The following is a 26,053-nucleotide window of genomic DNA, read 5'->3' on the forward strand; positions in this document are numbered from 1 at the left end:
CTTCCCCTACAATTATCGGCTTCGATGTACGCTGTACGCACGTTTTCGCGATGCCATCCTTCTTTACCGGTTATCAGGCTTTGATGATGGCTGGCTTTTCACTACCAAGAGGTTGTTCTGATGTCGTTTGCTTCACCTGTTCTGGATTTCGGTTCATTGACTGAGGTGGTCGATTTTCTGATGGAAATCGACAAGTTGAAAAGCGTACAGCGCCGCTCAAAAATTATTGGCAGCCCGCGCCATGAGGACTCCGCCGAGCATAGCTGGCATTTTGCCGTCGCCGCCATGAGCCTGGCGCCCTATGCCGGAAAAGAGGTCGATATTAATCGCGTGATTCAAATGGCGCTGGTTCACGATATCGTCGAGATCGATGCCGGCGACGTGATGGTTTACGATCTCTCCGCCCGACTGGCGGTGCACGTCCAAGAAGTGGCCGCCGCGGCGCGTATTTTCGGTTTGTTACCCGAACCGCAACGGCAGAAATTTCACGATCTGTGGCTGGAATATGAAGCGGGCGAAACCGCCAATGCCCGCTTTGCTCTGATGATCGACCGCATCATGCCGGTGCTGATGAATTTACACAATCAGGGTCAAAGCTGGGTGGAAAACGGCATTCGGCTGGATCAGGTATTAGGCCGCACCGAGTTTATCGCCGGCGTTCATCCCGAGCTGTGGCAACATCTGAAACAACATCTGGAAGCCGCGCAGGACAAAGGCTGGCTGCTTTAGTACCTAGGCTGCTAACACATCCGTACTGACTTCGGCCGTATCCGTTATCCGTCCCCAGCGCTCACGCAATCTTGTCGGACGCGCTGGAGAAATGGCCGAACGGCAGTAATCTAGGGGTGAACGGGAACCACCGTAACGTCGGGAATAGGAAAATTCATCGAGTTATCGCCAATAATAGCCCGCATCACGGTGGGTATTTCAGATCTTCTGACCCTGAATTCGCCGATATTAGGATCAAACAATGCGATCCTATTACCATGCGCATGCGTAGCGACCACATGCTTGCTGGCGGAACAGTCGTCTGGCCGATCCAACCAAATAAAATTTGAACTGCCTTGGCGACTCAGCGCTTCGGCAAGCTCGCTCATTGCGCTTTCTTCATCTTCTGTTATATCAATTACACGGTTATCGCCAGAGCCGGGATTGATGCCTATGGCTCTAATCGTTTGAAAAAACGGATCCTCAACGGCGTAGGAACTTTGATTGGCGGCATGGACTCTATCCGCATAATCCTGTTGCTGCGCAATCACATCAGGGGTGGCGTTATCAAGAAAATCCATCCGTGAAGACGCATCATTTGAGGGATGAGCGGCAATCTGTTTTAACCACTGCGCGCTATAGATAACGCAAGCGCCGGGATGCCCATCTTCTACACGATCCAGCGCTTCGCTCTGGTCAAAAGCCGCCGCTCGGTAAGATGACCAAGCCGCGCTCCCCCCAAAAGAATAGCTATTATGTTCATCGACCCGGGGCTGTGATGAACATAAGCCGCGTATTACAGCGAAAGTACCGAGCGTCATCGGCAGAATCGGCGCGCGCTTACCCTTCCCCTGCATGTCGTTCTGCGTTACGGCAAACTGTTCGGGAGAAAGACGATTATTCGGCTTAATGGTAAATCGTTGTTTAACCAGGGCCTCGGCCTTCTCCGATCTCTCAGGTAGCGTTTTAATTTCATTCTGGATTGCCGATTTCAAAAGGCTGAGAGCCTGTTTCTCTATTTTTAGATCGCTCGCTACGTCTAATTTTTCCAGATATTTTTGCGCATGGGTTTTATCCGTAAACCGCTGTGCGGCAACATACGTTCGCGCTTCGTCCAATGTTCTTATCCCAATCTCTTTTTTCTCCGGCGCTTTACTCACACTCTGGACGTAGGTGGAAAAGTCAGGCGCTTGTCGATTCCTTATTCCATTCACGCTATACGCTCCCTGTTTATTAATGCGAAAGATAAACGCGATCATTCATACGACCTATCAGCGACGAGGCAGGCGCTGACGCTCGCGTCATATTCAGGATGCGATGAAAAATCCGCGGACCAATCACATCATGGCGTTTTCAGGATAAAGCTCAGCGATCAGACCCAGACCATGAGTTAAGTGGTCTAAAACCCTTATACGGTTCCATCAATCTTTCCAATCATGGCGTATGACAACGGTTCAGAGCTACAGAGGCCCAGACTTGCAGAAAGTTTGAATAATGTTAATACGGCCAGTATGGCGATCGGCCCGCCGGATAACCGACGGGCCGATGCTCAGGGAAAAGGATTACTGATAATCCGCCAGCGGTACGCAGGAACAGAACAGATTGCGGTCGCCGTAGACATCATCGAGGCGTTTTACCGTCGGCCAGAATTTATTTTCGCTGCCCGCCGGAAACACCGCCAGCTCACGGCTGTAGGGATGCGACCACTCGCCGACCAGTTCCGCCTGCGTATGGGGAGCATTGACCAGCGGATTGTCCGCCAGCGGCCATTCGCCGCTCGCCACGCGATCGATTTCGGCCCGAATCGACAGCATGGCGTCAATAAACCGATCCAGCTCCGCCTGACTTTCTGATTCAGTCGGTTCCACCATCAAGGTGCCGGCCACCGGGAACGACATCGTCGGGGCATGGAAACCGTAGTCAATCAAACGCTTGGCGATATCCATTTCGCTGATGCCGCTGCGCTCTTTCAGCGGGCGAATATCCAGAATACATTCATGCGCGACGCGACCGCCCCGCCCGGTATACAGCACCGGATAAGCCGATTGCAGCCGTGCGGCAATATAGTTGGCATTCAGGATCGCCATCTGGCTTGCCTGCTTCAGCCCCTCCGCGCCCATCATGCGGATATACATCCAGCTAATCGGCAAAATGGAGGCGCTGCCGAACGGCGCGGCGGACACCGCCCCCTGCTCCGTCAACATCTCGTCGATTTTCACCACCTTGTGCCCCGGGACAAACGGCGCCAGATGCGCTTTCACGCCAATCGGCCCCATGCCCGGGCCGCCGCCGCCGTGCGGGATACAGAAGGTTTTATGCAAATTGAGATGGGAAACATCCGCGCCGATATACCCCGGCGTGGTGATCCCGACCTGCGCGTTCATGTTGGCGCCGTCCAGATACACCTGGCCGCCGAACTGATGCACGATCTGGCACACTTCACGGATGGTTTCTTCATATACCCCGTGAGTTGACGGATAAGTCACCATGATGCAGGCCAGGCGTTCTCCCGCCGACTGCGCTTTTTCCCGCAGATCGTGCAGATCGATATTGCCATGCTTGTCGCAGGCCACCACCACCACGCTCATTCCCGCCATCTGCGCCGACGCCGGGTTGGTGCCGTGCGCGGAACTGGGGATCAGGCAGATATCGCGGGCTTCGTTACGGCTTGCATGATAGCGGCGGATCGCCAGCAGTCCGGCGTACTCGCCCTGGGCGCCGGAGTTCGGCTGCATGCACACCGCATCATAACCGGTCAGTTGTACCAGCCAGCCGGCAAGCTGCTCGATCATCTGCCGATAGCCAAGCGCCTGCTCAGGCGGGCAGAACGGATGCAGTTCGGCAAATTCCGGCCAGGTAATCGGCAACATTTCAGCGGCGGCGTTGAGCTTCATGGTGCAGGAGCCCAGCGGGATCATCGCCTGATTGAGCGCCAGATCCTTGCGCTCCAGACGATGCAGATAGCGCATCATCTCGGTTTCGCTGTGATAGCGGTTGAACACCGGATGGGAAAGAATGGCGTCATCACGTTGCAGCGCGGCGGGAATGGACGCGGCCTGCCGGTTGACCGCCGCATCCAGCGTATCGATATCCAGACCGTTGGCATAGCCCAGCAGTACCGCAAACAAGGTCAGTACGTCTTCCCGAGTGGTGGCCTCATCCAGCGTCACCCCGACCGCGCCGTCAAGATCGCCGCGAAGGTTGATGCCAAAGCTCAATGCCCGGCTCAGCACCGCGGCCTTGTCTTCCACCTCGACGGTTAATGTGTCAAACCACGCCTGATGGCGCAACGTCAACCCGCCCTGACGTAAGCCGAGCGCCAGAATATCCGTCAAACGGTGGATACGCCCGGCAATGCGTTTCAACCCTTCCGGGCCGTGGAACACCGCATACAGGCTGGCGATATTGGCCAATAGCACCTGTGAGGTACAGATATTGGAGTTGGCCTTTTCACGGCGGATATGCTGCTCGCGGGTTTGCATCGCCATACGCAGCGCGGTATTGCCCGCCGCATCGCGCGACACGCCGATAATCCGCCCCGGCATGGCGCGTTTGTGTTCGTCGCGACAGGCGAAGAACGCCGCATGCGGCCCACCGTAGCCCATCGGCACCCCAAAGCGCTGCGCGGAGCCGAAGACGATATCCGCGCCCTGTTTGCCCGGCGCGGTCAACAGCACCAGCGCCATGATATCGGCGGCCACACAGCTTATGACCTTACGTTGTTTCAATTCGGCCATCAGCGCGCCGTAGTCATGCAGCTCACCGGTCGTCCCGGTCTGTTGCAACAGCACGCCGAATATGCTGTCGTCCGTCAGCGCGGCTTGCGCGTTGCCGACCACCACCTCAAAACCGAACGTCTGCGCCCGGGTGCGCACCACATCCAGCGTTTGCGGGTGAACATCCTCCGCGACCAGAAAACGATCGGCCTGTTTCAGCTTGCTGATGCGTTTCGCCATCGCCATCGCTTCGGCGGCGGCGGTTGCTTCATCCAGCAACGAGGCGGAGGCCAGTTCCAGACCGGTTAAGTCCTGCGTCACCTGCTGAAAATTGAGTAATGCTTCCAGACGTCCCTGAGAAACTTCCGGCTGATACGGCGTATAGGCCGTGTACCAACCCGGATTTTCCAGCACGTTGCGTAAAATCACCGGCGGCGTCAGCACCGCGCTATAGCCCATGCCGATGTAGCTTTTGTAGCGCTGATTATGGCTGGCAATGGCTTTCAACTCAGCCAACGCCTGATGTTCCGTCGTCGCTTCACCAACCGCCGGCGGGCCGGGTAACTGAATATCAGCCGGCACAATCTGCTGGATCAACGCATCGAGAGAATCCGCGCCGACCACCGACAGCATGTGCCGCTGCTGGCCGGCGGAGGGGCCGATATGACGTTCAACGAAAGCGCCGTTATGTTCAAGTTGACTGAGAGTCTGGGTCATTACGAAAATTTCCTGCATCAGACATTCTCCGCATAGCACAGGCTGCATAACGCAGTGACTGTCCGACACAGAGCGAGGAACAAAATAAAACGCCCCGGCTCAGCAGAGTCCGGGGCGCGGTCATTATTCGTCTTCTTCCAGCGTGGCCTGATATCCCTCGGCATCAAGCAGCTCATTCAAGTCGGATTCGTCGGACGAACGGATACGGAACAGCCAGCCATCGGTATAGGGCGCGCTGTTAACCAGTTCAGGGGCGTTTTCCAACTCTTCATTGACTTCGATAATTTCTCCGCTGATCGGCGCATAAATATCGGAAGCCGCCTTGACCGACTCGGCCACGGCGCAGTCATCGCCGGCGGAGACGATAGTGCCCACCTCCGGCAAATCGATAAACACCATGTCGCCCAATAATTCCTGCGCGTGTTCGGTAATACCCACGCTATAAATCCCGTCGCCTTCAAATAGCACCCACTCATGCGAAGCGGTATATTTTAACTCTGCTGGGACATCGCTCATTGCCACCTTCTCCTTTCACAATACGGTTAAAACCAAATGGGTCATTAATACTGAACAATAGGTTTTCCGGCACGAACAAAACCGGGTTTGGTGACATGCACGGGGAGTTCACGGTTGCGGATCTGGACGATCGCCTGTTCACCGATCCCCGCCGGAACGCGCGCCAGCGCAATGCTCAGGCCAAGCGTAGGCGAAAACGATCCGCTGGTAATGACACCTTCCCGCATCACACCCTCGCTATCAGTAAAGCGTACCGGCAAATCATTGCGCAATACCCCTTTTTCCGTCATCACCAGCCCGACCAGTTGCTCAGTCCCCTTTTCACGCTGACGTTCCAGCGCTTCGCGGCCGATAAACTGGCGATCCTCCGGCTGCCAGGCGATGGTCCAGCCCATATTGGCGGCCAGCGGCGAAATGCCTTCACTCATATCCTGGCCGTAAAGATTCATCCCGGCTTCCAGCCGCAGCGTGTCGCGCGCGCCTAATCCACAGGGCTTGACGCCTACGGACAAAAGCTGTTGCCAGAAGCTCACCGCCTGTTCCTGCGGCAGTGCGATTTCATAGCCCGCTTCGCCAGTATAGCCAGTCGTGGCAATAAAAAGGTCATTGGCCTGCACGCCGAAAAATGGCTTCATAGCGGCAATCTGTTCAATCTGCGCCTCACTTAGCCGCTGATGTTCTTTCAGCAAAGAGCGTACCTTTTGCTGCGCGTTCGGCCCCTGAACGGCAATTAACGCCAGATCGTCACGCTCGCGGATGTCGATGGTGAAAGGCTCGGCGTGCCGGACGATCCAGGCCAGATCGTTGTCGCGGGTTGCCGAGTTGACCACCAGCCGGAAATAATCCTCCGCCATGAAATACACGATCAGATCGTCGATAACGCCGCCGGAGGCATTCAGCATACCGCTATAGAGCGCTTTGCCTGGCTGAGTGAGCTTTGCCACATCGTTCGCCAGCAGATAGCGCAGAAATTCGCGGGTTCGGGCGCCGTGTAAATCCACAATCGTCATATGAGACACATCGAACATGCCGGCATCACGACGAACAATGTGATGCTCATCAAGCTGGGAGCCATAATGCAGCGGCATCATCCAGCCGTGGAAATCAACCATCTTGGCACCGTCTGTCAGGTGCTGCTGATACAACGGGGTGTGCTTTGCCATTTTTTCCCTCGATTCGGAGCATTGCGTTCCGGTGATAACCACCACGCAAACGATTTCTTACTGGTGAACTTACCACCGAAGCACGGTTGAAACTATCCCTTCAGTCATAAGTTAAACTATATGGGAAACACCTCAACACCTGGGTTATGGCGCGATAAAAAACAGATGAATAAACCAATAAATTGGAAATAATCAATACAAACACAATAAAAACCGGATAAAAAATAAAATTATTGATATGAAAAATAGAACCATCCGTCACTTTAGACAGTAAAAAAAACCCATACCCATTACTAAAATTAATGCGAAAATTTCACCAAAATTAGATTATTTCAATCGAAACGCCGCTACTGCGGCATTTTCCCGTCGATACGCTGCATCAGATAAGGAAAAAACGGGTTGGACGATAAACGCAGCAGCGTATCCAGATCCACCACCAGCACCGAACGTTCCCCCCGCGCCGCGATCATGCCCAGCGGCAGGCCAAACTCGCTGGGATTCTGCGAAAAACGACCATACAGAGAATCCGTATCCGGGAAAGGCAAAGCGACGTGCGAGAGAGAGTAAACATCCTGCGGGTAGTCAATGCCCAACTCACGGGATTGGTCCTGTCCCGTCCCGGCTTTGACATCAAGCGCAATGGCATGGGCGCTGTCCGGCGCGGCATTGGTGATCACCGTAGTGTCATAATGGCGCGGCGGCGGCGGCAGCAACTGACTGAGCGCGCCATTTGCCGAATCTCGCAGCAACGGGCCAAAATTGATCGTGCGGTTCACGTCAAACAGCACCAGTTGGCTGCCGTTGGCGGGTAAGAGATTGTAAAACGATGAAATCACCGCCCGGGTGCTGACGGTAAAATCCATCACCGACTGAAACGTCAGCACCGGAGGCAGGTGTTCCAGCATATGGTTTTGCGCTTTACGGGTTAGCTGACGCTGCAACTCATGGGTCAACAGCCAGGACTGCCGGGCGCCGTTAACCGGAAACGAGTTATATTTGAAAGGGTTAAACTCCGGCAAAATGCTTAGCCACGCCGACTTGGCAAACGCCGGGAAGACTGCGGGCAACCCCGCCAGCCCGGCAAAGCGGGCGTAACGGGTGACGCCAATCATCGGCGAAATCAGTATCAGCTGGTCGGGGCGGGACAGCGTTGGATCGTCCAGCGTATCCAGCGCATATTTCAACGCCAGCGCCCCACCGTTGGAGAACCCCACAAGATGCAGCGGTAATGCGCCCGCTGACGTATGCGTAAGATGCCGGTTCGCTTCGCGCACCGCCAGACGGGTTGCCGCCAGCCAGTCCTGCCAACGGACGTCCGTCAGGGCGCCCGGCACCGTACCGTGCGCCGGCAGACGAATGCCGACGACCACAAATCCGCGCTGGCGATAGCGCTCGGCAATATGCCGCAGGCTATAAGGAGAATCCGTCAGCCCATGCAACAGCACCACCGCGCCTTTTGGCGCGCCGTCCGGCATCAATTCATAAGAACGGTTCCAGTCATGCTGAAACTTGCCCGGATAAACCGGGCTGCCGGAAAAATAACGGTTAATCGGCCGTTGTTCATCGTCATCCAGTTCCTGAGTCACATGCTGATTGATTTGCTGGAAAAGCGTCTCTTCGGTGCGCAGGTAAGCTGCCCAGTCAGCCCGGTCAAGCTCCTCCGCCGACAGTTCATCCGGCGCAAACGTATGCCACGGCGCCAGCGCCGGCCCACGTTGCGTGTCATAAATACGGATAGCCAGCAGCGTCACCGCCACCACGCCCAAAATAATGGCAATACGTTTGATTATCCGCCTGACGGATCTTATCAGCATGTTAATTTCCCTGTCGGTTTGCCGTTTTACCGCCTGTTTTCAGTGCGGCCCGCACCACTGAAAGAGTAAACCATCCACGCCGCGGAAGGTATTAAACCTTATTCAGCGTACAGTCCTGACAACGCATGACGCCGGGAATACGGTAGCGCTGGCAACAGCTGCGGCGTTGAATGATGCCGCTACGGGGAATAACCGTGCGATAGAGGGGATTTTCGCCGCCATCCAGCAGTGAACGGGAAAAGAACAGATCGTTGCTCAGGCGGGTAAGTTCATCTTGCGGCATCAGCGCCTTCATTTCGCCCAGAAACCAGTACATCAGATAGCCGGTATTGTTCCAGGCGAGTCTGGCATTCAGCTCACCGAAGCTGTCCAGCGTATTAATCACCGGGGCAATATGTTGATGCAGCAGCCTCTCCAGCCGCGCTCGCGGCGAGTCGCCGGCCGATGCGGACGGCAGCGCCCGCGTCGCAATATAAAACGTCGCCGGGTGTCCTTTGTGATGAAAACCGACATGTATCTGATTCGGCGAACAATCCAGTACGGCAGCGTGTTTGAGCAATACCAACATCAAGGGCGGCACCAGCAGCCCGAAGTACCACTGCGCCCATAGCGATTGCAGCGGTTTTCCCTCGCGCTGGCTATCCGGATAGTCCCGATACAGATCATCGCCATAGCGCTGAACCAACGGATTAAATACCGCGGGCTGAGACCACTCGGCAAGGGGCATACTGCCCGCCGGGGGAGGTTCGCCGAATTTAACGCTATCGAGGCAATGAGGTCGATGCTGCCGCAGCAAGTCGCTTAACTCAGCGGCCAGCGCCCGGTCGCCGCCGGAAAACGCCGGCGGCTCAACGGTGCTGACGATATTTTTGGTCGGCATAAGGCAGATTCCGCTAGGCATCCGAATAAACCGGAAACGAAATGATAACTATTGCCAATAGTATCCACGTTTATCACCAATGACAAACCGTGCGCATGCGGTGATGGCTTCCCCGATCGCGATCCGCCTGGGCCGCCGGCGTCAAAAGCACGCCAGACAGACGCTAGATAAGCTGACTGATATTCAGATCCTCCATCAGACGCTGGTTGTCCGAATAATCCACCGGAATGGCGATCACCGCCGGCCCTTGAACATCCATCGCCTGCCGCAGCTTACTGACCAGTTCGTCTTCCGATTCGACCGCAAACCCTTTGGCGCCGAACGCTTCTGCATACGCTTTAAAATCGATCGGGCCGAATTTGACCCCGGAAGAACGGTGATATTTTTTCTCTTCCTGCATCTCAACCATGTTATAGGCATTATCCACCCAGATAATGTGCAACAGATTGCTCTTCAGGCGTATCGCCGTTTCAAGCTCCATGCTGGACTGCATAAAACCGCCGTCGCCTGAAACCGAAATCACTTTCTGACCGGGATGGATCAGCGAGCTGGCGATAGCCCAGGGCAAGGCCACGCCCATGGTTTGCTGGCCATTGGTCATCAGCACCTGCCGCGCCCGGAAGCTGTACAGATAGCGCGCCAGCCAGATATGGAAGCTGCCCATGTCGACGCACAGCGTAACGTCATTATTGACGATATCCTGCATCGCCCTGACCAGCCGCAGAGGATGAATGGCAAATCCGCGCATATTCATGCCGCGTGTCGCCAGATCGTGACGTTGCTGGCAGCGGTCGCGCAAAATAGCCTGCGTTTGCGACGAAAGCGTTAGCGGCGCATGGATGCAGGCGGTCAGTTTATCAATGGTCGGCTCGATATCGCCGACCAGTTCCACATCGGGAAGATAGGCGCTGTCGATATTGGCGGGCAGCACATCGATATGCACCAACGCCGACTTACCGCTGTTCCACAATGCCGGATCATATTCCACCGGACTGTAACCGACCGTGACGATCAGGTCGGCCTGTTGCAACAGCTTATCGCCGGCCTGATTGTTGAACAGACCGACACGCCCGGCGAAATGGTCAAAATGCTGCTGATCGACCGCGCCGGCGGCCTGATAGGTGCTGGTTACCGGCAGCTTGCTTTTATGCAACAAGCGGCGCAATGCCTCGGCGGTTTTAGGCTGGCTCGCCATTAGCCCCAGCAGCAAAATAGGATTTTTAGCCTGTTGGATCATCCGCGCGACCTTCTCGATGTCGGCATAAGGCGCACTGTTCAACGCGGGGATATTCGGACGCACCAGTACGGCGCTGGTCACCGGCTCATTAATGATATCCTGGGGCAAGCTGATGAAAGATGCGCCAGGATGCCCCATCTCCGCAGTCCGGAATGCATTCGCCAGCACTTCGGAAATCGCCGATGACGCCCTGACTTCGGCGCTGAACTTGGTGACCGGCTGAAACAGGCTGACGGTGTCCAGGCTCTGGTGCGTCAGCTTAAGGCTTTCGGATCGTTTGACCGCCCCGCCGATGGCCACCACCGGATCGCCTTCCGACGTCGCCGTCGCCAGGCCGGTAACCAGATTGCAGCAGCCCGGCCCGGAAGTCACCAGCGTCACGCCGGCTTTTCCGGTCAATCGTCCGATCGCCGCCGCCATAAAAGCGCCGTTGGCTTCATGCCGTACCGGGATCGTTTCAATTGGCGAGTCTTCCAACGCATCAAAAACGCGATCGATTTTCGCGCCCGGAATACCAAATACGTATTTCACACCCTGCTGTTCCAGATGTTTTACAACCAGGGATGCCCCACAGTTCCAGCTCTGCCGGCCTGTTGAATTTTCCATTGTCTTATTCCTCAGAAATGATTCGTGATCTGTCTTATTTAATCTGTGTTCAGCTTTCCACCGACTGGATGGCTCTGTCGAGGTTGTCAGGTGACAGATCGGCACTGAGAAAATCACGATCTTGCGGCAAATCGATAATCAGTTTGGAGATGACCCCAAATGTCAAAACCCCGCTTTCCATTTCATAATCAAGGATATGTCCGCCGCCTTTGCGGTCGTCGGTAATAAAATGCTCGTGATAGCCGGCAACGTTGATGCCCTGCGTATAGGTCGGACTGCGAAAACCAATCACGCTTCCCTGACAATCGTCAAAATGGAACGTCGGCTGCTGGGCAATCGCCTCCAGCATCGGTTTATAAGGACGCTGCTGACGCGGCACGGTACGAGTTTCAACGTAATGAAAATGACCATCGATTCTCAGAGCGCAAAACAGGTTATCCGTACCGATAAGCTTGTCGATTTTCTGATGGAGGCCGTTGCGGGTAATCGTGCTGTCGAAGCGCACTTCTTCTGTCGGACGGAAAAACGTCATGACCGCGAAAGGCGTCTTTTGATGCGGCAGGGCGTTACGCGCGCTGCCATCGGAACGCAACTGAAAAATTCGGCTGTTGAAAGCCACCAGTTCTCCATCCAGGTTGTTAAACGTTCCTAATCCAAAATCTCCGTGCTCCAATAATTCCTTCATCGTTCGGCTGCCTTCGTATACGCCATTTATTAGCCCACTCATTAGTGAGGTTTGATAAATAACGCAGTCAGAATGGTGCTTTTGATGAGCAATCGCATACGATGCGATCTCTTCAGCACAGGAATCGACGTTAATGTCTTCTTTCATATATCTTCTCTTCCGACGAGTTATTACTTAAATTTTTTTAATCCTTGTATAAAGATTGACGCGGACACGGGCAAAGTTCCAATATACAAATATCGTTATTTCAAGATCTAAAAAATATGGAGTTATCCCCATGGAGCTTCGCTACCTGCGCTATTTTGTTGCCGTCGCCACTGCCCGGCATTTCACTCGGGCGGCAGAAAACCTGGGCATATCGCAACCCCCGCTGAGTCAGCAAATCAAGAAGCTGGAACATGAGATAGGGACGCCGTTATTCAAAAGGCTCACGCGCGGCGTGGAAATGACTGAAGCGGGGGAAGCGTTGTATACGGATGCCTGTCAGCTCCTGAAGCTCTCGGACGCTGCCATCGACAGAGCAAGAAGCATCGCCAGGGGGGAAGAAGGCAGCTTCAACATCGGTTTCTCTTCCTCTTCATCCTTCCATCCCGCGGTACTACGGCTGCTGAATGCTTACCGTCAGCGCTATCCGAACGTGTCATTAAGCCCGCGTGAAGAAAATCCCCCGCTGCTGCTTACTGAACTGCACAACAGAAATCTTGATATCGCCTTTCTTCGTCTGCCATGCAATATCGGCAGCGAATTCAATAGCGAGGTACTAGCGGAAGAATCAATGGAATTGGTGCTGCCCGCCGATCATCCCCTGCATAACAAGCAGAGCGTCCACCTGAATGAACTGAAGCGGGAGCCGTTGATCATGTCCCCGCGTGAAGTGTGCCCCGGGTTGCACGACATGATCCTTCGCACCTGTTATTTATCCGGATACCAACCCACACTAAGCCAGCCGGCGCCTCAGTTACCCGCCACCATCGGCATGGTGTCGGCAGGTTTTGGCATCACCATCATTCCCCAGTCGCTCTCCTGTATCAAAATGGCGAACGTTTCCTATCATGCGATCAAAGATAGCCAGCTAAGCACCCAGATAATTATGGTATGGCGCCAGCATGAACGCTCGCCGATCATCATGAACATGGTGAAATTGCTGCGCCATCACCTACGGGCGAGCTGACCGATTTCCCCTGCGCATTCCGCCGAGGCCGCCAGCGCCAAAAAGCTGGCAATTGATATAAATTCTTATATGATATTAGTTATCATTATCATTTTTGAGGCGGACATAACATGCTGACTGCGATGATTACTGCCTGTGGATTGTGGGGCGCCGGTTGGCGTTTGGGCAAACGGTTGTCCAGCGCATGGGGAGTGTTATTGCCCTGCGCCGTCATGCCATTGCTGGCCGTGCTTGATCTGAATCTGACGCATCTGAAAGTGATTATCGCCATCGCGCTGTTGGCGACTTTGGCGATGCTGCTTCATCAGCGTTTACGCCACTATTTGCTGTTGCCGTCCTGCATTGCATTGGCCGGCGGACTGGCGGCGCTGTCCGTCGTATTTAATTTGACGCTGGGATAATAAAGAAGAAAGATCTTGAGAGGAGTGGTGCGAAGAGAGGGACTTGAACCCTCACGCCCGTTAAGGCACTAACACCTGAAGCTAGCGCGTCTACCAATTCCGCCACCTTCGCACAGGGATAACGCTATATACTTTCACCGCTCAATCTGTACCACGACATGGTGCGAAGAGAGGGACTTGAACCCTCACGTCCGTTAAGACACTAACACCTGAAGCTAGCGCGTCTACCAATTCCGCCACCTTCGCAGGGATGCCATGCAATACAAATGACTACAGCAGTAAAACATTGTGGTGATATTGGTGCGAAGAGAGGGACTTGAACCCTCACGCCCGTTAAGGCACTAACACCTGAAGCTAGCGCGTCTACCAATTCCGCCACCTTCGCAATCCGGCAACATGACGTTACGCAATGCCACCACGGGGGCGAATTCTAGAGGTTTTAACGTCAAGGTCAATGATTATTTCCGCGTAAATGCGGGGTTTGCTGTAAAAATCATCATCTCAGGATGGCAAGGGCCGGGTAAACAGTTCATTCAGCCATTCAATGAATACCCGGATCCGCGGCGCGAGGAATCTTCCCGGCGGATACATCACGTATAACGGCATATCCGGCGGCGGCGTATCCTTAAGGATCTCAACCAGTTCGCCGCTGTTCAGCCAGCGTTGAAGCCCATGGCGCGGCGCCTGAATCAACCCCAATCCCGCCCGACACCCGGCGATATAGGCATCGGCGCCGTTCACCTGCAATTTCCCAGGCAACATTGCGGTGATACGCTCGCCCTGAGACATAAACTCCAGCGGATAGAGCCGCTCGGTGCGCAATGAAAAATAGCCCACGGCCTGATGATGAACCAAATCGTCCAGCGATTGCGGCGTGCCGAATTTAGCAAGATAGTCGGCGGAGGCGCAGGTTATCTGCGACATCGGCGGTAAATGGCGGGTCGCCAGCGAGTCATCCTCGGTCTGCCAGGCTCGCAGCACGCAGTCCACGCCTTCTCGCAACACGTTAATGGCCGCGTCATTGGCGCTCAGCGACAGCGTAATCTGCGGATAGCGCTGATAAAAGTCGCTCAGGGCCGGGATCACCACCTCGCGCGCCAGCGAATGCGGCATATCCACCCGCACCTTGCCCACCGGCTGTCGCTTGTGCCGAGTGAAAAGCGAATCCGTCTCTTCAATTTCCGCCAGCAGCTGCGTACAGCGTTGGTAATAAATGCGGCCTTCATCGGTGATCTGTACCTGCCGCGTTGTGCGTTGCAGTAAACGCACGCCCAGACGCGCCTCAAGCTGTTTGATGGTATGACTGACCGTCGCCCGCGGCAGCGCCAGCCTTTCCGCCGCACGGCTAAAGCTCCCCAGCTCTACAATACGTACAAAAACCCGCATCGCCTGAATATGATCCATCTTGCCTGACCGATTGTTGTTTATTTTTGAACAGTGTTGCACAAAATGCGTTATTTATCTTTATTCAATAAACAACCACACTTGTCTGACTTTCCATACCAAGTATGAGGACGACACAATGCAACAGCGTCAATTAGGCAAAAACGGCCCAGCGGTTTCAGCTCTCGGACTGGGCTGCATGGGAATGAGCGATTTCTACTCCACGGCACAGGATGAAAAAGAAGCCATTGCCACCCTGCACAGAGCGCTGGAATTGGGCGTCACTCTGCTGGATACCGCGGACATGTACGGCCCGCATACCAATGAATTACTGGTTGGCAAAGCCATTAAAGGCAAGCGGCGGCAGGTTTTCCTTGCCACCAAGTTTGGTATCGTGCGCAACCCGGATAACCACATCGAGCGCGGCGTATGCGGAAAACCGGAATATATTCGTCGCGCCATTGAAGGTAGCCTGCAACGGCTGGGCGTAGAAGAAATCGACCTCTACTATCAACACCGCGTCGACCCTACGGTGCCCATTGAAGAAACCGTCGGTACGCTGGCCGATTTGGTCAAGGAAGGTAAGATTCGCTATATCGGTTTAAGTGAAGCGTCCGCCGCGACGCTGGAGCGCGCGCATCGGGTTCATCCCATTACGGCGTTGCAGAGTGAATATTCGCTGTGGACACGGGACGTGGAAACAACCATTCTGCCCGCCTGTAAACGGCTCGGCGTCGGCTTCGTGCCCTACAGCCCGTTGGGACGCGGTTTTCTGACCGGCGCGATCCGCAGCCCGGACGATTTGGATGCGGATGATTTCCGCCGCAGCAATCCGCGTTTTTCCGGAGATAACTTCACCAAAAACCTGCGACTGGTGGACAAAGTCAATCAACTGGCGCAAGAGAAAGGCATTGCGCCGTCACAGTTGGCGTTGGCCTGGGTACTGGCGCAGGGCGAGCATATTGTGCCGATTCCAGGCACCAAACGGCGCCGTTATCTGGAAGAGAATGTCGCCGCGCTGGACGTCACGCTAACGGCGGAAGAACTGGCGCAAATCGACGCCATCTTTCCGTTCCATGCCGCAGCGGGGGAACGCTACGGCAAAGAAGGCATGGCGGCGATCAATACGGAGAACTAACGGCGGCCTTTGCCGGTGCGCGGCGGGCGGCCCACCGTGGCCTGGTAAACCTTGAAGCGCCCGGTCTGCGCCAGCACTTCATGGCTGCCGAACGCCGCGTCCAACAGATCCGGATAAGGCAGGAACGCATTGGCGACGATGCGCAACTGCCCGCCAATCGGCAAGTGGGACACCGCGCCGCGGATCAGCAGTTCCGCCGCTTGCAGGCTGGTTTGCAAACCATCATGAAACGGCGGATTGGATACGATGAGATCAAAACGGCCGGTAATCTCTGAATAGACATTGCTGGCGATCACTTCGCCTTCCAGCTGGTTCGCCGCCAGCGTGGCTTTACTCGACGCCAGCGCCCCGGCGCTGACATCGCTCAGCGTCAGGCGGATTTTAGGCGACTGTTGCGCCAGCATCGCCGCCAGCACGCCTGCGCCGCAGGCGATATCCAGCACCTTGCCTTTCATATGCGGCTCAAAGGTAGACAGCAAAAGCCGGCTGCCCGGATCCAGTCCGTCGCGGCTGAATACCCCGGGCAGCGCTTTCACCGTCACGCCATCCACCACGTACTCATCCCACCAGTCGGCCAGATTGAAAGCGGTTTGTTTTTCAATGCGCCCGTGGTAAAGCCCGCAACGCCGGGCGCCGTCGATTTTATTCAACGACACGACATCAGACAGCATATTTTCCGCGCTGCGCACGCCGCTGCGATTTTCACCCACCACAAAGATTTCGGCGCCAACCGGCAGCAGCGACAACAGGTTGGACAGTTGGAACTCCGCTTCCAGTTTGCTTTTCGGCCAGTAATAGATCAGGGTGTCGCAATCCGCCGCCAGCGCGGCATCCGCCAGCAGGCCGTACTGAATATTATCCTCCAGCGTGCGTTTCAGCTGTTGCCAGTGGTGAAACTGCGTGGCGTGGACGCGAACATCGGCCGCGTCGAACTGCGCGGGCAAAGTGTCTTGTAAATCACCGGCAAACAATACCCGGCGGGGGATAAATTCGTCGCTATGGCGCAGTATGACTTCACTGGCTGGGGTTAATGCGGACATCAGGCTGAAGCTCCTTAACAATTGAGCAGGGATTATATACTCTTCATCCCTGAAGTTGCAGCGATGTTGGCGCATGCTCGATGGGTTTGCTAGCATAAGCGGCATAAACCCGATCCGCACAGGATAAGGCATGGAATCAAGACGTGACTGGCTGCTACAACAACTGGGGATTACGCAGTGGACGCTGACGCGCCCGGCGGTGTTGCAGGGAGAAATCGCCGTCACTCTGCCGGCCCGGGTTCGTCTGGTTATTGTGTCGGCCGAACCGCTGGCCGGCGACGATCCGCTGCTGGCCGATGTGCTGCGCAGTCTGTCGCTCACGCCCGAACAAACATTCAGCCTGACGCCGCAACAGGTGGTGATGCTCCCCCCAAACGCCCGCTGCCACAGTTGGCGCTTGGGCGTCGAGGAACCGCTTGCGCTGGAAGGCGTCCAACTCACCAGCCCGGCACTGACCGAGCTTTACCACAACGCCGACGCCAAACGGGCGCTCTGGCAGCAGATCTGTAAACATGAACACGATATCTACCCTGATGCCGGCCGATCTGGCGCAAGCCTTTGAGATTGAACAAGCCAGCCACCCTTTTCCCTGGACGAAACAAACCTTTGCCAGCAATCAAGGGGAGCGTTATTTCAATCTGAAGCTTACCCGCCACGGGCAGTTGGCGGCTTACGCCATCACCCAGGTGGTGCTGGATGAAGCCACGCTGTTCAATATCACCGTCCACCCGGATCATCAGCGTCAGGGGTTGGGACGCCGACTACTGGAACATCTCATTCAGGAGATGGAGACGCGCGGCATAGTGACGCTATGGCTGGAAGTTCGCGCCTCCAATCAGCGGGCGCTTGCGCTCTATAACAGTCTGGGCTTCAACGAGGTCTCGCTGCGGCGGGATTATTACCCCACGGCGGAAGGCCATGAGGACGCCATCATTATGGCGCTGCCGCTGGGGTAACGGGCGCGTCAGGCATGAAGAAAGTCCTGCCAGCGCCTTACCAGATAGTTGTGTTCATCCATTACCGAGTTCCACACCGCTATGTGGCTCATGCGCTGTGCGTAGCAGCCGCCGTCGCGGCGTTCGCCTTTGGCGATCATCGGCTCGCCGAAGGCGTTGGGCAGCATCTCCGCCGCCGGTTTGCCGTCGTACCAGAAATCCCACTCCGCCGCCGACAGATAGGGCCGGCTGCGCTGTGGATTGGAAATGTAATATCCTTGTCTGGCCATCACCGCTCCGGGCCAGCCCGACTGCCACCAGTTGAGGTATGCATAGGCGGCATCTTTCACCTTTCCTGTCGCGCAGCGCGACAGCGACAGGCCGCCATACCAGGCCCGATAACCTTCACGCGGCATCGCCAGCTTATAGCCGTTCTGGCGAAAATGGTGGCGGAAATAGGTCGGCGCCCACAGGCTCTGAATCCCCACCTGCCGATCGTCAATCAGCTCACAGGCCTCATCCGGGGTGGCCCAGAACGCGGCAAAATGGCCGTGTCGGCGGTGGCTGACCAGAATATCCGTCAGGGTGTCGATCTCTTCCAGCGTCAGATTCCCCACGCTGGCGAAGTTCGCCAAACCGGCGCCCTGCACCGCCAAGGCGGCATCGAGCGCCCCCATCGCCGCATCGTGTTGCAGCGCCGCCTGTCCGCCGTAGGCGGGATGCAGCAGCCAACTCCAACTCTCCTCTTCCCCCTGTAACGAATCAGGCAGACGGTCGGCGTGATAAGCAAAGCTGTCGGCATTGTGCGTGAGCGGCAGCATGCTGATGAAATCGGCGGGGCGGCTGCTGAGGTGGTTATCGCGCTGGACGTAAAGCCGGTCCACCGGCACGCTGCCGTCGCCAGGGTGCCCGCCGGGCAATAGCGAACCGAACTTGGGCAGATTATTGATTTCGTCCCAGTATTTCAGGCGTTTGATCTCCAGCGGCTGAATCGCCCGCGCCGGCCAGACGAAATCAATATTATGAAACCACTGATCGTACAGGTCGTAGCATTCAGGGTGCATGACCGCGATGCGCTGGGCGTCTTCGACGTTATGCACCAGATAGTCGATTTTAATCCCCAGATCCTGCGCCGCCCGGTTACGCAGCAATTCCAGCAGCGTGACCGAGGTGCCGAGTACGCGCAGTGTGGTGGTCGAAGAAGAAAGGCTGGACATTATGTTGGGGCCTTTTCGCTGATAAAGGGCTGCTGAAAGCGTAGAAAAGCCTGCCTGAGCGTTGCCGGGTCAATCCCCCGCATAATAAATACCAGTTGCGACTCACGCAACTTACCCGGCCATGCCGCCATGTGCTCCGGCGGATGCAGGCTGTGCTGCACGCCGTGGATCACGATGGGCGACGCACTCTCATTCACGCGCAGGATCCCTTTCATACGCAGTACCGATTTACCGTGGCAGTGCAATAACAGCGACAGCCAAACGGCAAAGGCGCTCCAGTTGATATCATTCTCCAGCGTAATCACACAGGTGTGGGTTTGCGGGTGGGAAGCCTTGAGGGCGGCGGCAGGGGCGGCGATTAATGCCGCCGACGCCGCGTTCCCCAGCCAACGAAATACCTGATGCTTGATCGCCGAGGCGTCCTCGCCCGACGTCATCCGTGCGACGAACAATCTGTCGGGATGCTGGAGAGCGCGGGCGCTCTCATCAATCTGCGCCATCGGGTTGAGACGCGCAAGATAATCCTTCAGCGGCGCCAACGCCGCGCCGTCGACGCGATCGCATTTGCTCAGCAGCAGCGTATCCGCCGCCGTCACCTGCGCCAGCCACTCAGGCTGATGCTCCGCCTGATCCCAGGCGTGCTCGGCATCCACCAGCGTGATCACCGCGCCCTGAGCAAAGTGATACTGCAACTGCCTGTCGTGCAACAGCGTGGAGAGAATAGGCGCCGGATCGGCAAGGCCGGTGGTTTCGATCACCACGTGGCGGAAAGGCGGCAACTCGCCCCGCTCTCTGCCTTCATACAGATCCAGCAGCGCCTGCTTCAGTTCGCCGCGGATCTGACAGCATACGCACCCGCCGGGCAGCAATACCGTATCCGGCGCGATCGCCTGAAGCAGAAAATGATCGATGCCCACCTCGCCGAACTCATTGACCAGCACAGCCACGTCACTCCCGTCCTGACTACGCAGCCAGTGCTGTAACAGCGTGGTTTTACCGCTGCCAAGAAAACCGCAGAGAATGTGCACCACCAGCTTTTCTTCTCGTCGCATGGTTATCTCCCGCTCTCCAACGCAGCCAGCCAATGCTCATCCAGCGGATCGATGGGCCGCCGGATGATCCCTTCCGCCGCCTGCCAGATCTCATCGAGACTGTTGACCATCACCTGCTGCCCGGTCGGGCCGGACAACGTCCAACTGTTATAGAAGTCATGCAGTTTGATCCCAAAGGGCGCCAGCACATGATTTAACACCGCCCGTTGCTGCTGACGCTGCTGATAACGCGGAAGCGAGCGCTGCAACGGATCGCTCCACTGCGGGCCGCTGTCCAATAAACCACAGACTCCACACATTCGCTTTCTCCTCAGGGCATGACATCGCCGGAATTGGGCCCCAGCGTCTGACCGACGAACAGGTTGCCGCCCGGTTCGCTGGCCAACAGTAACGCCACCGGCGCCACCTCTTCCGGCCTGCCGAAGCGGCCAAGCGGCAACTCCACCGCTTTAGCCTGTTTCCAGGCGCGGCTTATGCCATCGACCAGCGGCGTCTCAATCGGCCCCGGCGCAATGGCGTTAACCAGCACATTGTGGGGGGCCGCCTCCAGCGCCAGCGACTTGGTAAAACCAATCACGCCCGCTTTGGCTGCGGCGTAGTGGCATAGCTCCGCGCCGCCCTTGATCCCCAATTGCGAGGCGATATTGATAATCCGCCCCCACTTCTGCGCCACCATGGCTGGCAGGGCGCGCTGTGAAGCCAGGAACACGCTGCGTAAATCCACCGCCATCATCTCGTCCCACATCGCCAGCGAGATCTCGCCACAGGGTGCCTGGGTCAGAATACCGGCGTTGTTGACCAGAATATCGATGCCGCCGTAGTGGCGCAGACAGCGATCCACGCTCTGCCTGGCTCCCGCGGCGTCGCTGACGTCGCAAACACAGCCTTCACACTCGGCGCCAAGGGCGCGGCACGCCGCCACCACGTTCTCCAGCGCTGCGGCATCGCGGTCGGCCAGCAGCAGACGGGCGCCGTTGGCGGCAAACAGCCGCGCTATCTCAGCGCCTATGCCGCTGGCGGCGCCGGTAATCACCGCGTTTCGGTTTTGTAATTGCATGCTTCCTCTCCTAATCAGGCCAGCGCACGGTCAAACCGCCGTCGATAATCAGACTTTGACCGGTGATATAGCTGCTTGCTTCGCTGGTCAGAAACGTGACCAGATTGGCGACCTCTTCCGGCCGTCCTACCCGACCCAGCGGAATACCGCGCGCCGCCTGTTTTAAGCCCTCCGGTCCCAGCGAATTCTCGGCATCCAGCGACTGCGGCGTTTCGATTAGCCCCGGGATCACCGCATTGCAGCGAATGCCTCGCGGCGCCAGTTCCACCGCCATTGAGCGGCAAATCCCCGGCACGCCCGCTTTCGCCGCCGCATAGTGCGCGTGATCCTGCCACCCATAGAACGCCCCGGCGATGGAGGAAATGGCCACCAGACTGCCGCCGCTCGTCATACGGACGGACGCTTCGCGAAAGCAGCGCATCACGCCGGTTAAATCAACATTGAGCATGGCATCCCACTTTTCGTCGCTCATCTCGCCAATCGGCGAGCGGCGCAGCACCCCCGCGTTGGCCACCACGTAGTCGATCCGTCCGAAGTGCTGACAGGCCGCGTCGACAAACGCCGCCACCGATGGGGTTGACGCCACATCCAGCGGCAGCCAGATGGCCTCGCCCCCCGCGGCGGCCACCGCGGCTTGCGCCGCGTCGGGATCGTGGGGATCGGCGGGATAATATCCCGCCACAACACGCACGCCTTTGCGTGCGTAGGCTTGCGCCAGCGCCAGACCGATACCGCTGGCGGCGCCGCTGATCATCGCCACGGGCGCGGAAGATAACGTTTCAGCCATAGCTGAACTCCTTCAATGAATAAGCGGAGAGGCCGGCTCTCCCCGCGGGGTTATTTCACGTCGTCTGCGCGGATATGCTGCGCCAGCAGAATAATCACGCCCGAGATAAAGCATGGCAGCGCCCCAAACCACAGCGCCGCACTCTGCCAGTCACCGCCGCTGCTCAACATGCTGGTGGTGCCGATACCGGCCAGAATGGCGCCCACCGGCCCCATCGCCCCGATCAGCGATCCGGCGGTGGCGCGAATGGCGGTAGGGAAACTTTCGCTGATAAAAAACAGCGCGGCGGCATACGGGCCAATCAGGAAAAACAGCCCGATGCTGTAGAGCGCGACAATGGTGGCGAAGTCATCCGGGCAGAAGAGCATGGCGGCAAAGGCCACGCCGCCCAGCATCCAGCCGATGGCAATGGTATTGCGGCGGCCGAAGCGATCCCCCAGCCAGCCGTGTACCAGATAACCGCAGTATCCGACCAGATTCGACAGCACCAGAATCAGCAACGAGTTACTGAACGAGACATCGTGCGTTTTGGTAATCACGGTCGTGCCGAGCACGCTGAAGATCTGAATGGCAAACCAGTTAAGCAGGATGGCGCTGCCCAGCACCAGCGTCGCGCGCAGCGACGTGCCGCGAAACGCCGCCGCCAGACCGGCATTTTGATGATCCTCATAGTGAATTTGATAATCCTGCGCCACCTGACGGGCATCATCAATCTGCCCGGCTTTGCGCAACGTCTGGATATGCTGATGAACCTGAAACTGCGGTGTTTCTTTCAGTTTCAACGCCAGAACAGCAATCACCAGAGAAGGTAACGCGGCGAAAACAAAACTGCCCTGCCAGCCGATCAGCGGCATCAAAAGCGCGGTGAGGGCCGATGCCACCAGCGCCCCTACCGGCCACCCGCCCTGAACCAGACTGTAGATAAAGCCTTTACGCCGATTCAGTTTCGGATCGTCCAGCGCCGCATAAAGCTCGGTCAAATAGGTGGCGTTAACCGTCTGCTCGGCATAACCAAGACCGGCGACCGAACGGATCACCGTCAACGCGCCTTTGCCCCATGCGCCGCCGATCGCCGTCAGCAGGGAGCTGATGGCGGAGCCGCCGACGGTGATCACAATACCGAGCCGGCGTCCAAGGCGATCCACCAGCGGGCCGACAGCCAGCGCCACCACCGCGCCGCCCACCGCAACCCAGGTGGCAATTTCAGCCTGCTCAACCTCACCCCAGTTAAAATGATTGCCGATTTCCGGCAGCAGCGTCCCAAACAAAATAAAATCATAGACGGCGAACACCCAGGCAAAGAAAGCGATCCAGGTCGCGAATTTCACGTCCTTGCTCGTCAACTGCTGGGGTTGCCAGCCATTAACCGTCGTTTTTTTATACAGACTCATTTTTCTATCACTCTTTTAGTGGTGGAAGAAAATTACAGGGCGCGCGGCTTGCGCTTCTGGAAATCGTCGGCAATTTCATCGAACGTCAGAAAACGGACGCCCTCATGGCTCTGGATATGCTTGATCAGACGTTCCAGCATCAGCAGAACCTGCGGTCGCCCCGACACATCAGGGTGGATGGTCATGGTAAAGACGGCGTAGTCATTTTCGCGGTAGACCCAATCGAACTGGTCGCGCCACATCTCTTCCAGATGGCGCGGATTGACGAATCCATGACTATTGGGGGATTTTTTGATGAACATCATCGGCGGCAGATCGTCGAGATACCAGTTGGCGGGGATTTCGATCAAATCGGTTTCCTCGCCGCGCACCAGCGGTTTCATCCAGGTGTCCGGGTGCTGGCTGTAGTCAATGCGCGTCCAGCTGTCGCCGACCCGGACATAGTAGGGATGAAAGTCGTTGTGCATCAGGCTGTGGTCATACTTGATGCCCTTCTTCAGCAGCAGTTCATTGGTGACGTTGCTGAACTCCCACCACGGCGCCACGTAACCGGTCGGCCGTTTTCCCGACAGCGTCGTCACCAGATCGATACAGCGATCCAGAATGGCTTCTTCCTGCGCCGGCGTCATGGCGATAGGATTTTCATGGCTGTAGCCGTGCACGCCGATTTCATGACCGGCATCGGCAACCGCCTTCATCTGTTCAGGAAACGTTTCGATGGAGTGACCGGGAATAAACCATGTCGTTCGCAGTTGGTGATCCGCAAACAGCTTAAGCAGTCGCGGCGCGCCGACTTCACCGGCAAACAGGCCGCGCGAAATATCATCCGGGGAGTCTTCTCCGCCATAGGAACCCAACCACCCCGCGACCGCATCAACATCAACACCGAAAGCACAAAGGATCTCTTTAGCCATGTTATTTCTCCATTACAGGTTACGACAGGGAAGAAAGCGGCAAGCTGACGGGATTCCCCCCGCCGTACGGCATGACATAAAAAATGCGGGTTGGCGCCAGCGCTCATTTTTCTATCAAAAAAAACGTATGTTTATATAAAAAATACATTTTATACCTGCAAATAAAATGCCAACGCTTAACGAAAATGTCGATTATTTGTTCTAAAATAAGGGATAACATCAAAACGCGTTGTCCTTAAACGGCTTTTAATCGACTTAACTCAAGCGATAACCCGCGGTTTAACGGATAAAGATGAAATGTGTATAAAAATGGATATTTGATTTCATGATTCATTATCGTGCAGGCGCACCATATGAATGCATTTTGTTTACCCGATAGGAACGATCAACTTAATCAGAGGGTATGCAATAATGCAGTATTCACTCAGGCGAGGATCAATGAGCCAAAGGATGCTTAACGAAAGCAAAGACGTAAGAACCGAAGCCCGCGGCGCGGCGCGATATGAGATGATCCATCAGGTTCTCAGGAAGGCAATCATAGAGGCGCAAACCGTACCGGCCGGATTAGTGCTGCTGGAAGGCCCGTTGGCCGAGCTGTTTGGCACCAGCCGGGTTCCGGTGCGACGGGCGCTGGGTCTGCTGCATGAAGAGGGACTGATCGCCCGTTTTGAAGGCCGGGGGTTTATCGTCGCCGCCGAGGGAGAGGATATTGAGCCTCAGCGCCTGGCGTTAAACCGGACCGTGCTGGGGCTCGATCAGGATCATGCCCTGGTCGATACCCGCAGCGCCGGGGAAAAGGTATTGAGCGATCTGCAAGAAGCGCTGTCGACCTGCATGGTATTCGGTCATTACCAGCTTAACGAAGGTCAAGCCGCCGAGTTTTACAACGTCAGCCGCAATATTATTCGTGAAAGTCTGGTGCGCCTGCGCGATCGAGGGCTAGTGGAAAAAGAACCCTATTCGCAATGGTTGGCCGGGCCGTTGACGGCCAGAGAGATCAAGGATCATTACCAGATCCGCGCCTGTCTCGAACCGGCGGCGCTGCGCCAGGCGGCGCCCTATATTACACAGCGTCAGATCGCCGAAAATCTGGAACGTCTGGAAAAACTGAAAAAGGGCAAAGTGACCGCCGCCGAGCTGGAACGCGTCGAGGACGATCTTCACCTTTTTTGTCTGGAGCCGGCGGGCAACCGGGCGCTGATCGAAATTCTGCGTCAGAGCCAATCTCCGCTTATCGTCACCCGCATTTTCTATGAGACGCTGTCGATCGCCGTTGATCATGCCACCATCAACGAACACCGCCTGATCTATGAAATGCTGCTTCAGGAAAGCTGGGAACTGGCGGCGATGAGCCTCCATGAGCACCTTGAGCGTGCGCAGATACGCACGCTGCAAAAACTGAAAGTGCTGTCGGTTCTGCCGGTTCCCATATTGCCGCCTTATCTGCACAGGCTCAGCTAGCCTCGGAGTTTATCATCAATCCGCATACCGTCTGGCGTTATGACTGAGACAGTAATCGGCGGCG

The 26,053-nt window shown here is 56.4% G+C and carries 24 protein-coding genes and 3 tRNA genes; 7 read left to right on the plus strand and 20 right to left on the minus strand.

Annotated elements, in window-relative coordinates; genetic code table 11:
- The first annotated feature begins 120 nt into the window (after positions 1-120).
- Positions 121-729, plus strand: a complete 609-nt coding sequence (locus HOY33_RS10155) for an HD family hydrolase (RefSeq protein WP_172290112.1) — start codon at positions 121-123, stop codon at positions 727-729.
- A 110-nt stretch (positions 730-839) separates the two neighbouring features.
- Here the strand turns inward: HOY33_RS10155 and HOY33_RS10160 are convergent, their stop codons facing one another.
- From HOY33_RS10160 to budA, 8 genes are all read right to left on the minus strand, one after another.
- Positions 840-1,967 carry a YopT-type cysteine protease domain-containing protein gene (locus tag HOY33_RS10160; protein WP_172290113.1) on the minus strand — a complete coding sequence of 376 codons (1,128 nt, stop codon included), beginning with the start codon at positions 1,965-1,967 and terminating at the stop codon, positions 840-842.
- A 303-nt stretch (positions 1,968-2,270) separates the two neighbouring features.
- On the minus strand, positions 2,271-5,141 hold the full coding sequence (gcvP, locus tag HOY33_RS10165; protein WP_172290114.1) for an aminomethyl-transferring glycine dehydrogenase: 2,871 nt from the start codon (positions 5,139-5,141) through the stop codon (positions 2,271-2,273).
- A 123-nt stretch (positions 5,142-5,264) separates the two neighbouring features.
- Positions 5,265-5,657, minus strand: a complete 393-nt coding sequence (gene gcvH / locus HOY33_RS10170) for a glycine cleavage system protein GcvH (protein WP_172290115.1) — start codon at positions 5,655-5,657, stop codon at positions 5,265-5,267.
- A gap of 44 nt (positions 5,658-5,701) precedes the next feature.
- The gene (gene gcvT / locus HOY33_RS10175; protein WP_172290116.1) at positions 5,702-6,820 is read right to left on the minus strand and encodes a glycine cleavage system aminomethyltransferase GcvT; all 1,119 of its coding nucleotides are present in this window, start codon (positions 6,818-6,820) and stop codon (positions 5,702-5,704) included.
- Positions 6,821-7,167: 347 nt separating this feature from the next.
- Positions 7,168-8,634 carry a carboxylesterase gene (locus HOY33_RS10180; protein ID WP_172290117.1) on the minus strand — a complete coding sequence of 489 codons (1,467 nt, stop codon included), beginning with the start codon at positions 8,632-8,634 and terminating at the stop codon, positions 7,168-7,170.
- Between the two features lie 91 nt (positions 8,635-8,725).
- Complete coding sequence (fhuF, locus tag HOY33_RS10185) at positions 8,726-9,514, minus strand: siderophore-iron reductase FhuF (RefSeq protein WP_172290118.1); 789 nt, start codon at positions 9,512-9,514, stop codon at positions 8,726-8,728.
- A gap of 163 nt (positions 9,515-9,677) precedes the next feature.
- Complete coding sequence (gene alsS / locus HOY33_RS10190) at positions 9,678-11,357, minus strand: acetolactate synthase AlsS (RefSeq protein ID WP_172290119.1); 1,680 nt, start codon at positions 11,355-11,357, stop codon at positions 9,678-9,680.
- 49 nt (positions 11,358-11,406) lie between these two features.
- Positions 11,407-12,189: an acetolactate decarboxylase gene (gene budA, locus HOY33_RS10195; RefSeq protein WP_172290120.1), complete on the minus strand. Its 783-nt coding sequence runs from the start codon at positions 12,187-12,189 to the stop codon at positions 11,407-11,409.
- Between the two features lie 130 nt (positions 12,190-12,319).
- Between budA and HOY33_RS10200 the strand changes: the two genes are divergently transcribed.
- Together HOY33_RS10200 and HOY33_RS10205 are read left to right on the plus strand one after the other, a co-directional pair.
- Positions 12,320-13,213 carry a LysR family transcriptional regulator gene (locus tag HOY33_RS10200; RefSeq protein ID WP_172290121.1) on the plus strand — a complete coding sequence of 298 codons (894 nt, stop codon included), beginning with the start codon at positions 12,320-12,322 and terminating at the stop codon, positions 13,211-13,213.
- 110 nt (positions 13,214-13,323) lie between these two features.
- The gene (locus HOY33_RS10205; RefSeq protein WP_172290122.1) at positions 13,324-13,614 is read left to right on the plus strand and encodes a DUF1435 domain-containing protein; all 291 of its coding nucleotides are present in this window, start codon (positions 13,324-13,326) and stop codon (positions 13,612-13,614) included.
- 25 nt (positions 13,615-13,639) lie between these two features.
- Here HOY33_RS10205 and HOY33_RS10210 read toward each other — a convergent pair.
- The 4 genes from HOY33_RS10210 to HOY33_RS10225 all read right to left on the minus strand — a co-directional run bounded on the left by HOY33_RS10210 (position 13,640) and on the right by HOY33_RS10225 (position 15,018).
- Positions 13,640-13,726 (minus strand) — tRNA-Leu (locus HOY33_RS10210).
- Between the two features lie 47 nt (positions 13,727-13,773).
- Positions 13,774-13,860 (minus strand) — tRNA-Leu (locus HOY33_RS10215).
- Between the two features lie 52 nt (positions 13,861-13,912).
- A tRNA-Leu gene (locus tag HOY33_RS10220) sits at positions 13,913-13,999 on the minus strand.
- A 116-nt stretch (positions 14,000-14,115) separates the two neighbouring features.
- Positions 14,116-15,018: a LysR family transcriptional regulator gene (locus HOY33_RS10225; RefSeq protein ID WP_172290123.1), complete on the minus strand. Its 903-nt coding sequence runs from the start codon at positions 15,016-15,018 to the stop codon at positions 14,116-14,118.
- A 118-nt stretch (positions 15,019-15,136) separates the two neighbouring features.
- Here HOY33_RS10225 and HOY33_RS10230 point away from each other — a divergent pair, with 118 nt between their 5' ends.
- Positions 15,137-16,135, plus strand: coding sequence for an aldo/keto reductase (locus HOY33_RS10230; RefSeq protein ID WP_172290124.1), 999 nt, complete (start codon positions 15,137-15,139; stop codon positions 16,133-16,135).
- On the opposite strand, the gene rsmC is transcribed toward HOY33_RS10230, so the two are convergent.
- Positions 16,132-17,175, minus strand: a complete 1,044-nt coding sequence (gene rsmC / locus HOY33_RS10235) for a 16S rRNA (guanine(1207)-N(2))-methyltransferase RsmC (RefSeq protein ID WP_172290125.1) — start codon at positions 17,173-17,175, stop codon at positions 16,132-16,134. The genes HOY33_RS10230 and rsmC overlap by 4 nt on opposite strands.
- A gap of 130 nt (positions 17,176-17,305) precedes the next feature.
- Here rsmC and HOY33_RS10240 point away from each other — a divergent pair, with 130 nt between their 5' ends.
- Positions 17,306-17,737 carry a DNA polymerase III subunit psi gene (locus HOY33_RS10240; protein WP_172290126.1) on the plus strand — a complete coding sequence of 144 codons (432 nt, stop codon included), beginning with the start codon at positions 17,306-17,308 and terminating at the stop codon, positions 17,735-17,737.
- Positions 17,688-18,131, plus strand: a complete 444-nt coding sequence (gene rimI, locus HOY33_RS10245) for a ribosomal protein S18-alanine N-acetyltransferase (protein ID WP_172290127.1) — start codon at positions 17,688-17,690, stop codon at positions 18,129-18,131. Before HOY33_RS10240 ends, rimI begins: the two co-directional genes overlap by 50 nt.
- Positions 18,132-18,139: 8 nt before the next feature.
- Here the strand turns inward: rimI and HOY33_RS10250 are convergent, their stop codons facing one another.
- From HOY33_RS10250 to HOY33_RS10280, 7 genes are read right to left on the minus strand one after another with little or no spacing between them, the layout of a single operon-like run.
- Positions 18,140-19,327 carry a PotD/PotF family extracellular solute-binding protein gene (locus HOY33_RS10250; protein WP_172290128.1) on the minus strand — a complete coding sequence of 396 codons (1,188 nt, stop codon included), beginning with the start codon at positions 19,325-19,327 and terminating at the stop codon, positions 18,140-18,142.
- On the minus strand, positions 19,327-20,379 hold the full coding sequence (locus HOY33_RS10255; RefSeq protein ID WP_172290129.1) for a GTP-binding protein: 1,053 nt from the start codon (positions 20,377-20,379) through the stop codon (positions 19,327-19,329). The genes HOY33_RS10250 and HOY33_RS10255 overlap by 1 nt, the downstream gene beginning before the upstream one ends.
- A 2-nt stretch (positions 20,380-20,381) precedes the next feature.
- Positions 20,382-20,678: a hypothetical protein gene (locus tag HOY33_RS10260; protein ID WP_172290130.1), complete on the minus strand. Its 297-nt coding sequence runs from the start codon at positions 20,676-20,678 to the stop codon at positions 20,382-20,384.
- 11 nt (positions 20,679-20,689) lie between these two features.
- Positions 20,690-21,436 carry an SDR family NAD(P)-dependent oxidoreductase gene (locus HOY33_RS10265; protein WP_172290131.1) on the minus strand — a complete coding sequence of 249 codons (747 nt, stop codon included), beginning with the start codon at positions 21,434-21,436 and terminating at the stop codon, positions 20,690-20,692.
- A gap of 10 nt (positions 21,437-21,446) precedes the next feature.
- Positions 21,447-22,223, minus strand: a complete 777-nt coding sequence (locus tag HOY33_RS10270; protein ID WP_172290132.1) for an SDR family NAD(P)-dependent oxidoreductase — start codon at positions 22,221-22,223, stop codon at positions 21,447-21,449.
- A 50-nt stretch (positions 22,224-22,273) separates the two neighbouring features.
- On the minus strand, positions 22,274-23,614 hold the full coding sequence (locus HOY33_RS10275; RefSeq protein WP_172290133.1) for an MFS transporter: 1,341 nt from the start codon (positions 23,612-23,614) through the stop codon (positions 22,274-22,276).
- Between the two features lie 32 nt (positions 23,615-23,646).
- A complete protein-coding gene (locus HOY33_RS10280; protein ID WP_172290134.1) occupies positions 23,647-24,528 on the minus strand; it encodes a polysaccharide deacetylase in 882 nt (293 codons plus the stop codon).
- 438 nt (positions 24,529-24,966) lie between these two features.
- On the opposite strand from HOY33_RS10280, the gene HOY33_RS10285 reads away from it, so the two are divergent.
- Positions 24,967-25,989, plus strand: a complete 1,023-nt coding sequence (locus HOY33_RS10285; RefSeq protein WP_233356413.1) for a GntR family transcriptional regulator — start codon at positions 24,967-24,969, stop codon at positions 25,987-25,989.
- Positions 25,990-26,053 lie beyond the last annotated feature (64 nt).

Source organism: Brenneria sp. hezel4-2-4 (assembly GCF_013155275.1).
In the GTDB taxonomy this organism is placed as follows: domain Bacteria; phylum Pseudomonadota; class Gammaproteobacteria; order Enterobacterales; family Enterobacteriaceae; genus Brenneria.

Bases quoted from the DNA above. Each gene is read 5' to 3' on its own strand.
- HOY33_RS10155 (WP_172290112.1), top strand. From the start codon at position 121: ATGTCGTTTGCTTCACCTGTTCTGGATTTCGGTTCATTGACTGAGGTG.
- HOY33_RS10160 (WP_172290113.1), bottom strand. From the start codon at position 1,967: ATGATCGCGTTTATCTTTCGCATTAATAAACAGGGAGCGTATAGCGTG.
- gcvP (WP_172290114.1), bottom strand. From the start codon at position 5,141: ATGACCCAGACTCTCAGTCAACTTGAACATAACGGCGCTTTCGTTGAA.
- gcvH (WP_172290115.1), bottom strand. From the start codon at position 5,657: ATGAGCGATGTCCCAGCAGAGTTAAAATATACCGCTTCGCATGAGTGG.
- gcvT (WP_172290116.1), bottom strand. From the start codon at position 6,820: ATGGCAAAGCACACCCCGTTGTATCAGCAGCACCTGACAGACGGTGCC.
- HOY33_RS10180 (WP_172290117.1), bottom strand. From the start codon at position 8,634: ATGCTGATAAGATCCGTCAGGCGGATAATCAAACGTATTGCCATTATT.
- fhuF (WP_172290118.1), bottom strand. From the start codon at position 9,514: ATGCCGACCAAAAATATCGTCAGCACCGTTGAGCCGCCGGCGTTTTCC.
- alsS (WP_172290119.1), bottom strand. From the start codon at position 11,357: ATGGAAAATTCAACAGGCCGGCAGAGCTGGAACTGTGGGGCATCCCTG.
- budA (WP_172290120.1), bottom strand. From the start codon at position 12,189: ATGAAAGAAGACATTAACGTCGATTCCTGTGCTGAAGAGATCGCATCG.
- HOY33_RS10200 (WP_172290121.1), top strand. From the start codon at position 12,320: ATGGAGCTTCGCTACCTGCGCTATTTTGTTGCCGTCGCCACTGCCCGG.
- HOY33_RS10205 (WP_172290122.1), top strand. From the start codon at position 13,324: ATGCTGACTGCGATGATTACTGCCTGTGGATTGTGGGGCGCCGGTTGG.
- HOY33_RS10225 (WP_172290123.1), bottom strand. From the start codon at position 15,018: ATGGATCATATTCAGGCGATGCGGGTTTTTGTACGTATTGTAGAGCTG.
- HOY33_RS10230 (WP_172290124.1), top strand. From the start codon at position 15,137: ATGCAACAGCGTCAATTAGGCAAAAACGGCCCAGCGGTTTCAGCTCTC.
- rsmC (WP_172290125.1), bottom strand. From the start codon at position 17,175: ATGTCCGCATTAACCCCAGCCAGTGAAGTCATACTGCGCCATAGCGAC.
- HOY33_RS10240 (WP_172290126.1), top strand. From the start codon at position 17,306: ATGGAATCAAGACGTGACTGGCTGCTACAACAACTGGGGATTACGCAG.
- rimI (WP_172290127.1), top strand. From the start codon at position 17,688: ATGAACACGATATCTACCCTGATGCCGGCCGATCTGGCGCAAGCCTTT.
- HOY33_RS10250 (WP_172290128.1), bottom strand. From the start codon at position 19,327: ATGTCCAGCCTTTCTTCTTCGACCACCACACTGCGCGTACTCGGCACC.
- HOY33_RS10255 (WP_172290129.1), bottom strand. From the start codon at position 20,379: ATGCGACGAGAAGAAAAGCTGGTGGTGCACATTCTCTGCGGTTTTCTT.
- HOY33_RS10260 (WP_172290130.1), bottom strand. From the start codon at position 20,678: ATGTGTGGAGTCTGTGGTTTATTGGACAGCGGCCCGCAGTGGAGCGAT.
- HOY33_RS10265 (WP_172290131.1), bottom strand. From the start codon at position 21,436: ATGCAATTACAAAACCGAAACGCGGTGATTACCGGCGCCGCCAGCGGC.
- HOY33_RS10270 (WP_172290132.1), bottom strand. From the start codon at position 22,223: ATGGCTGAAACGTTATCTTCCGCGCCCGTGGCGATGATCAGCGGCGCC.
- HOY33_RS10275 (WP_172290133.1), bottom strand. From the start codon at position 23,614: ATGAGTCTGTATAAAAAAACGACGGTTAATGGCTGGCAACCCCAGCAG.
- HOY33_RS10280 (WP_172290134.1), bottom strand. From the start codon at position 24,528: ATGGCTAAAGAGATCCTTTGTGCTTTCGGTGTTGATGTTGATGCGGTC.
- HOY33_RS10285 (WP_233356413.1), top strand. From the start codon at position 24,967: ATGAGCCAAAGGATGCTTAACGAAAGCAAAGACGTAAGAACCGAAGCC.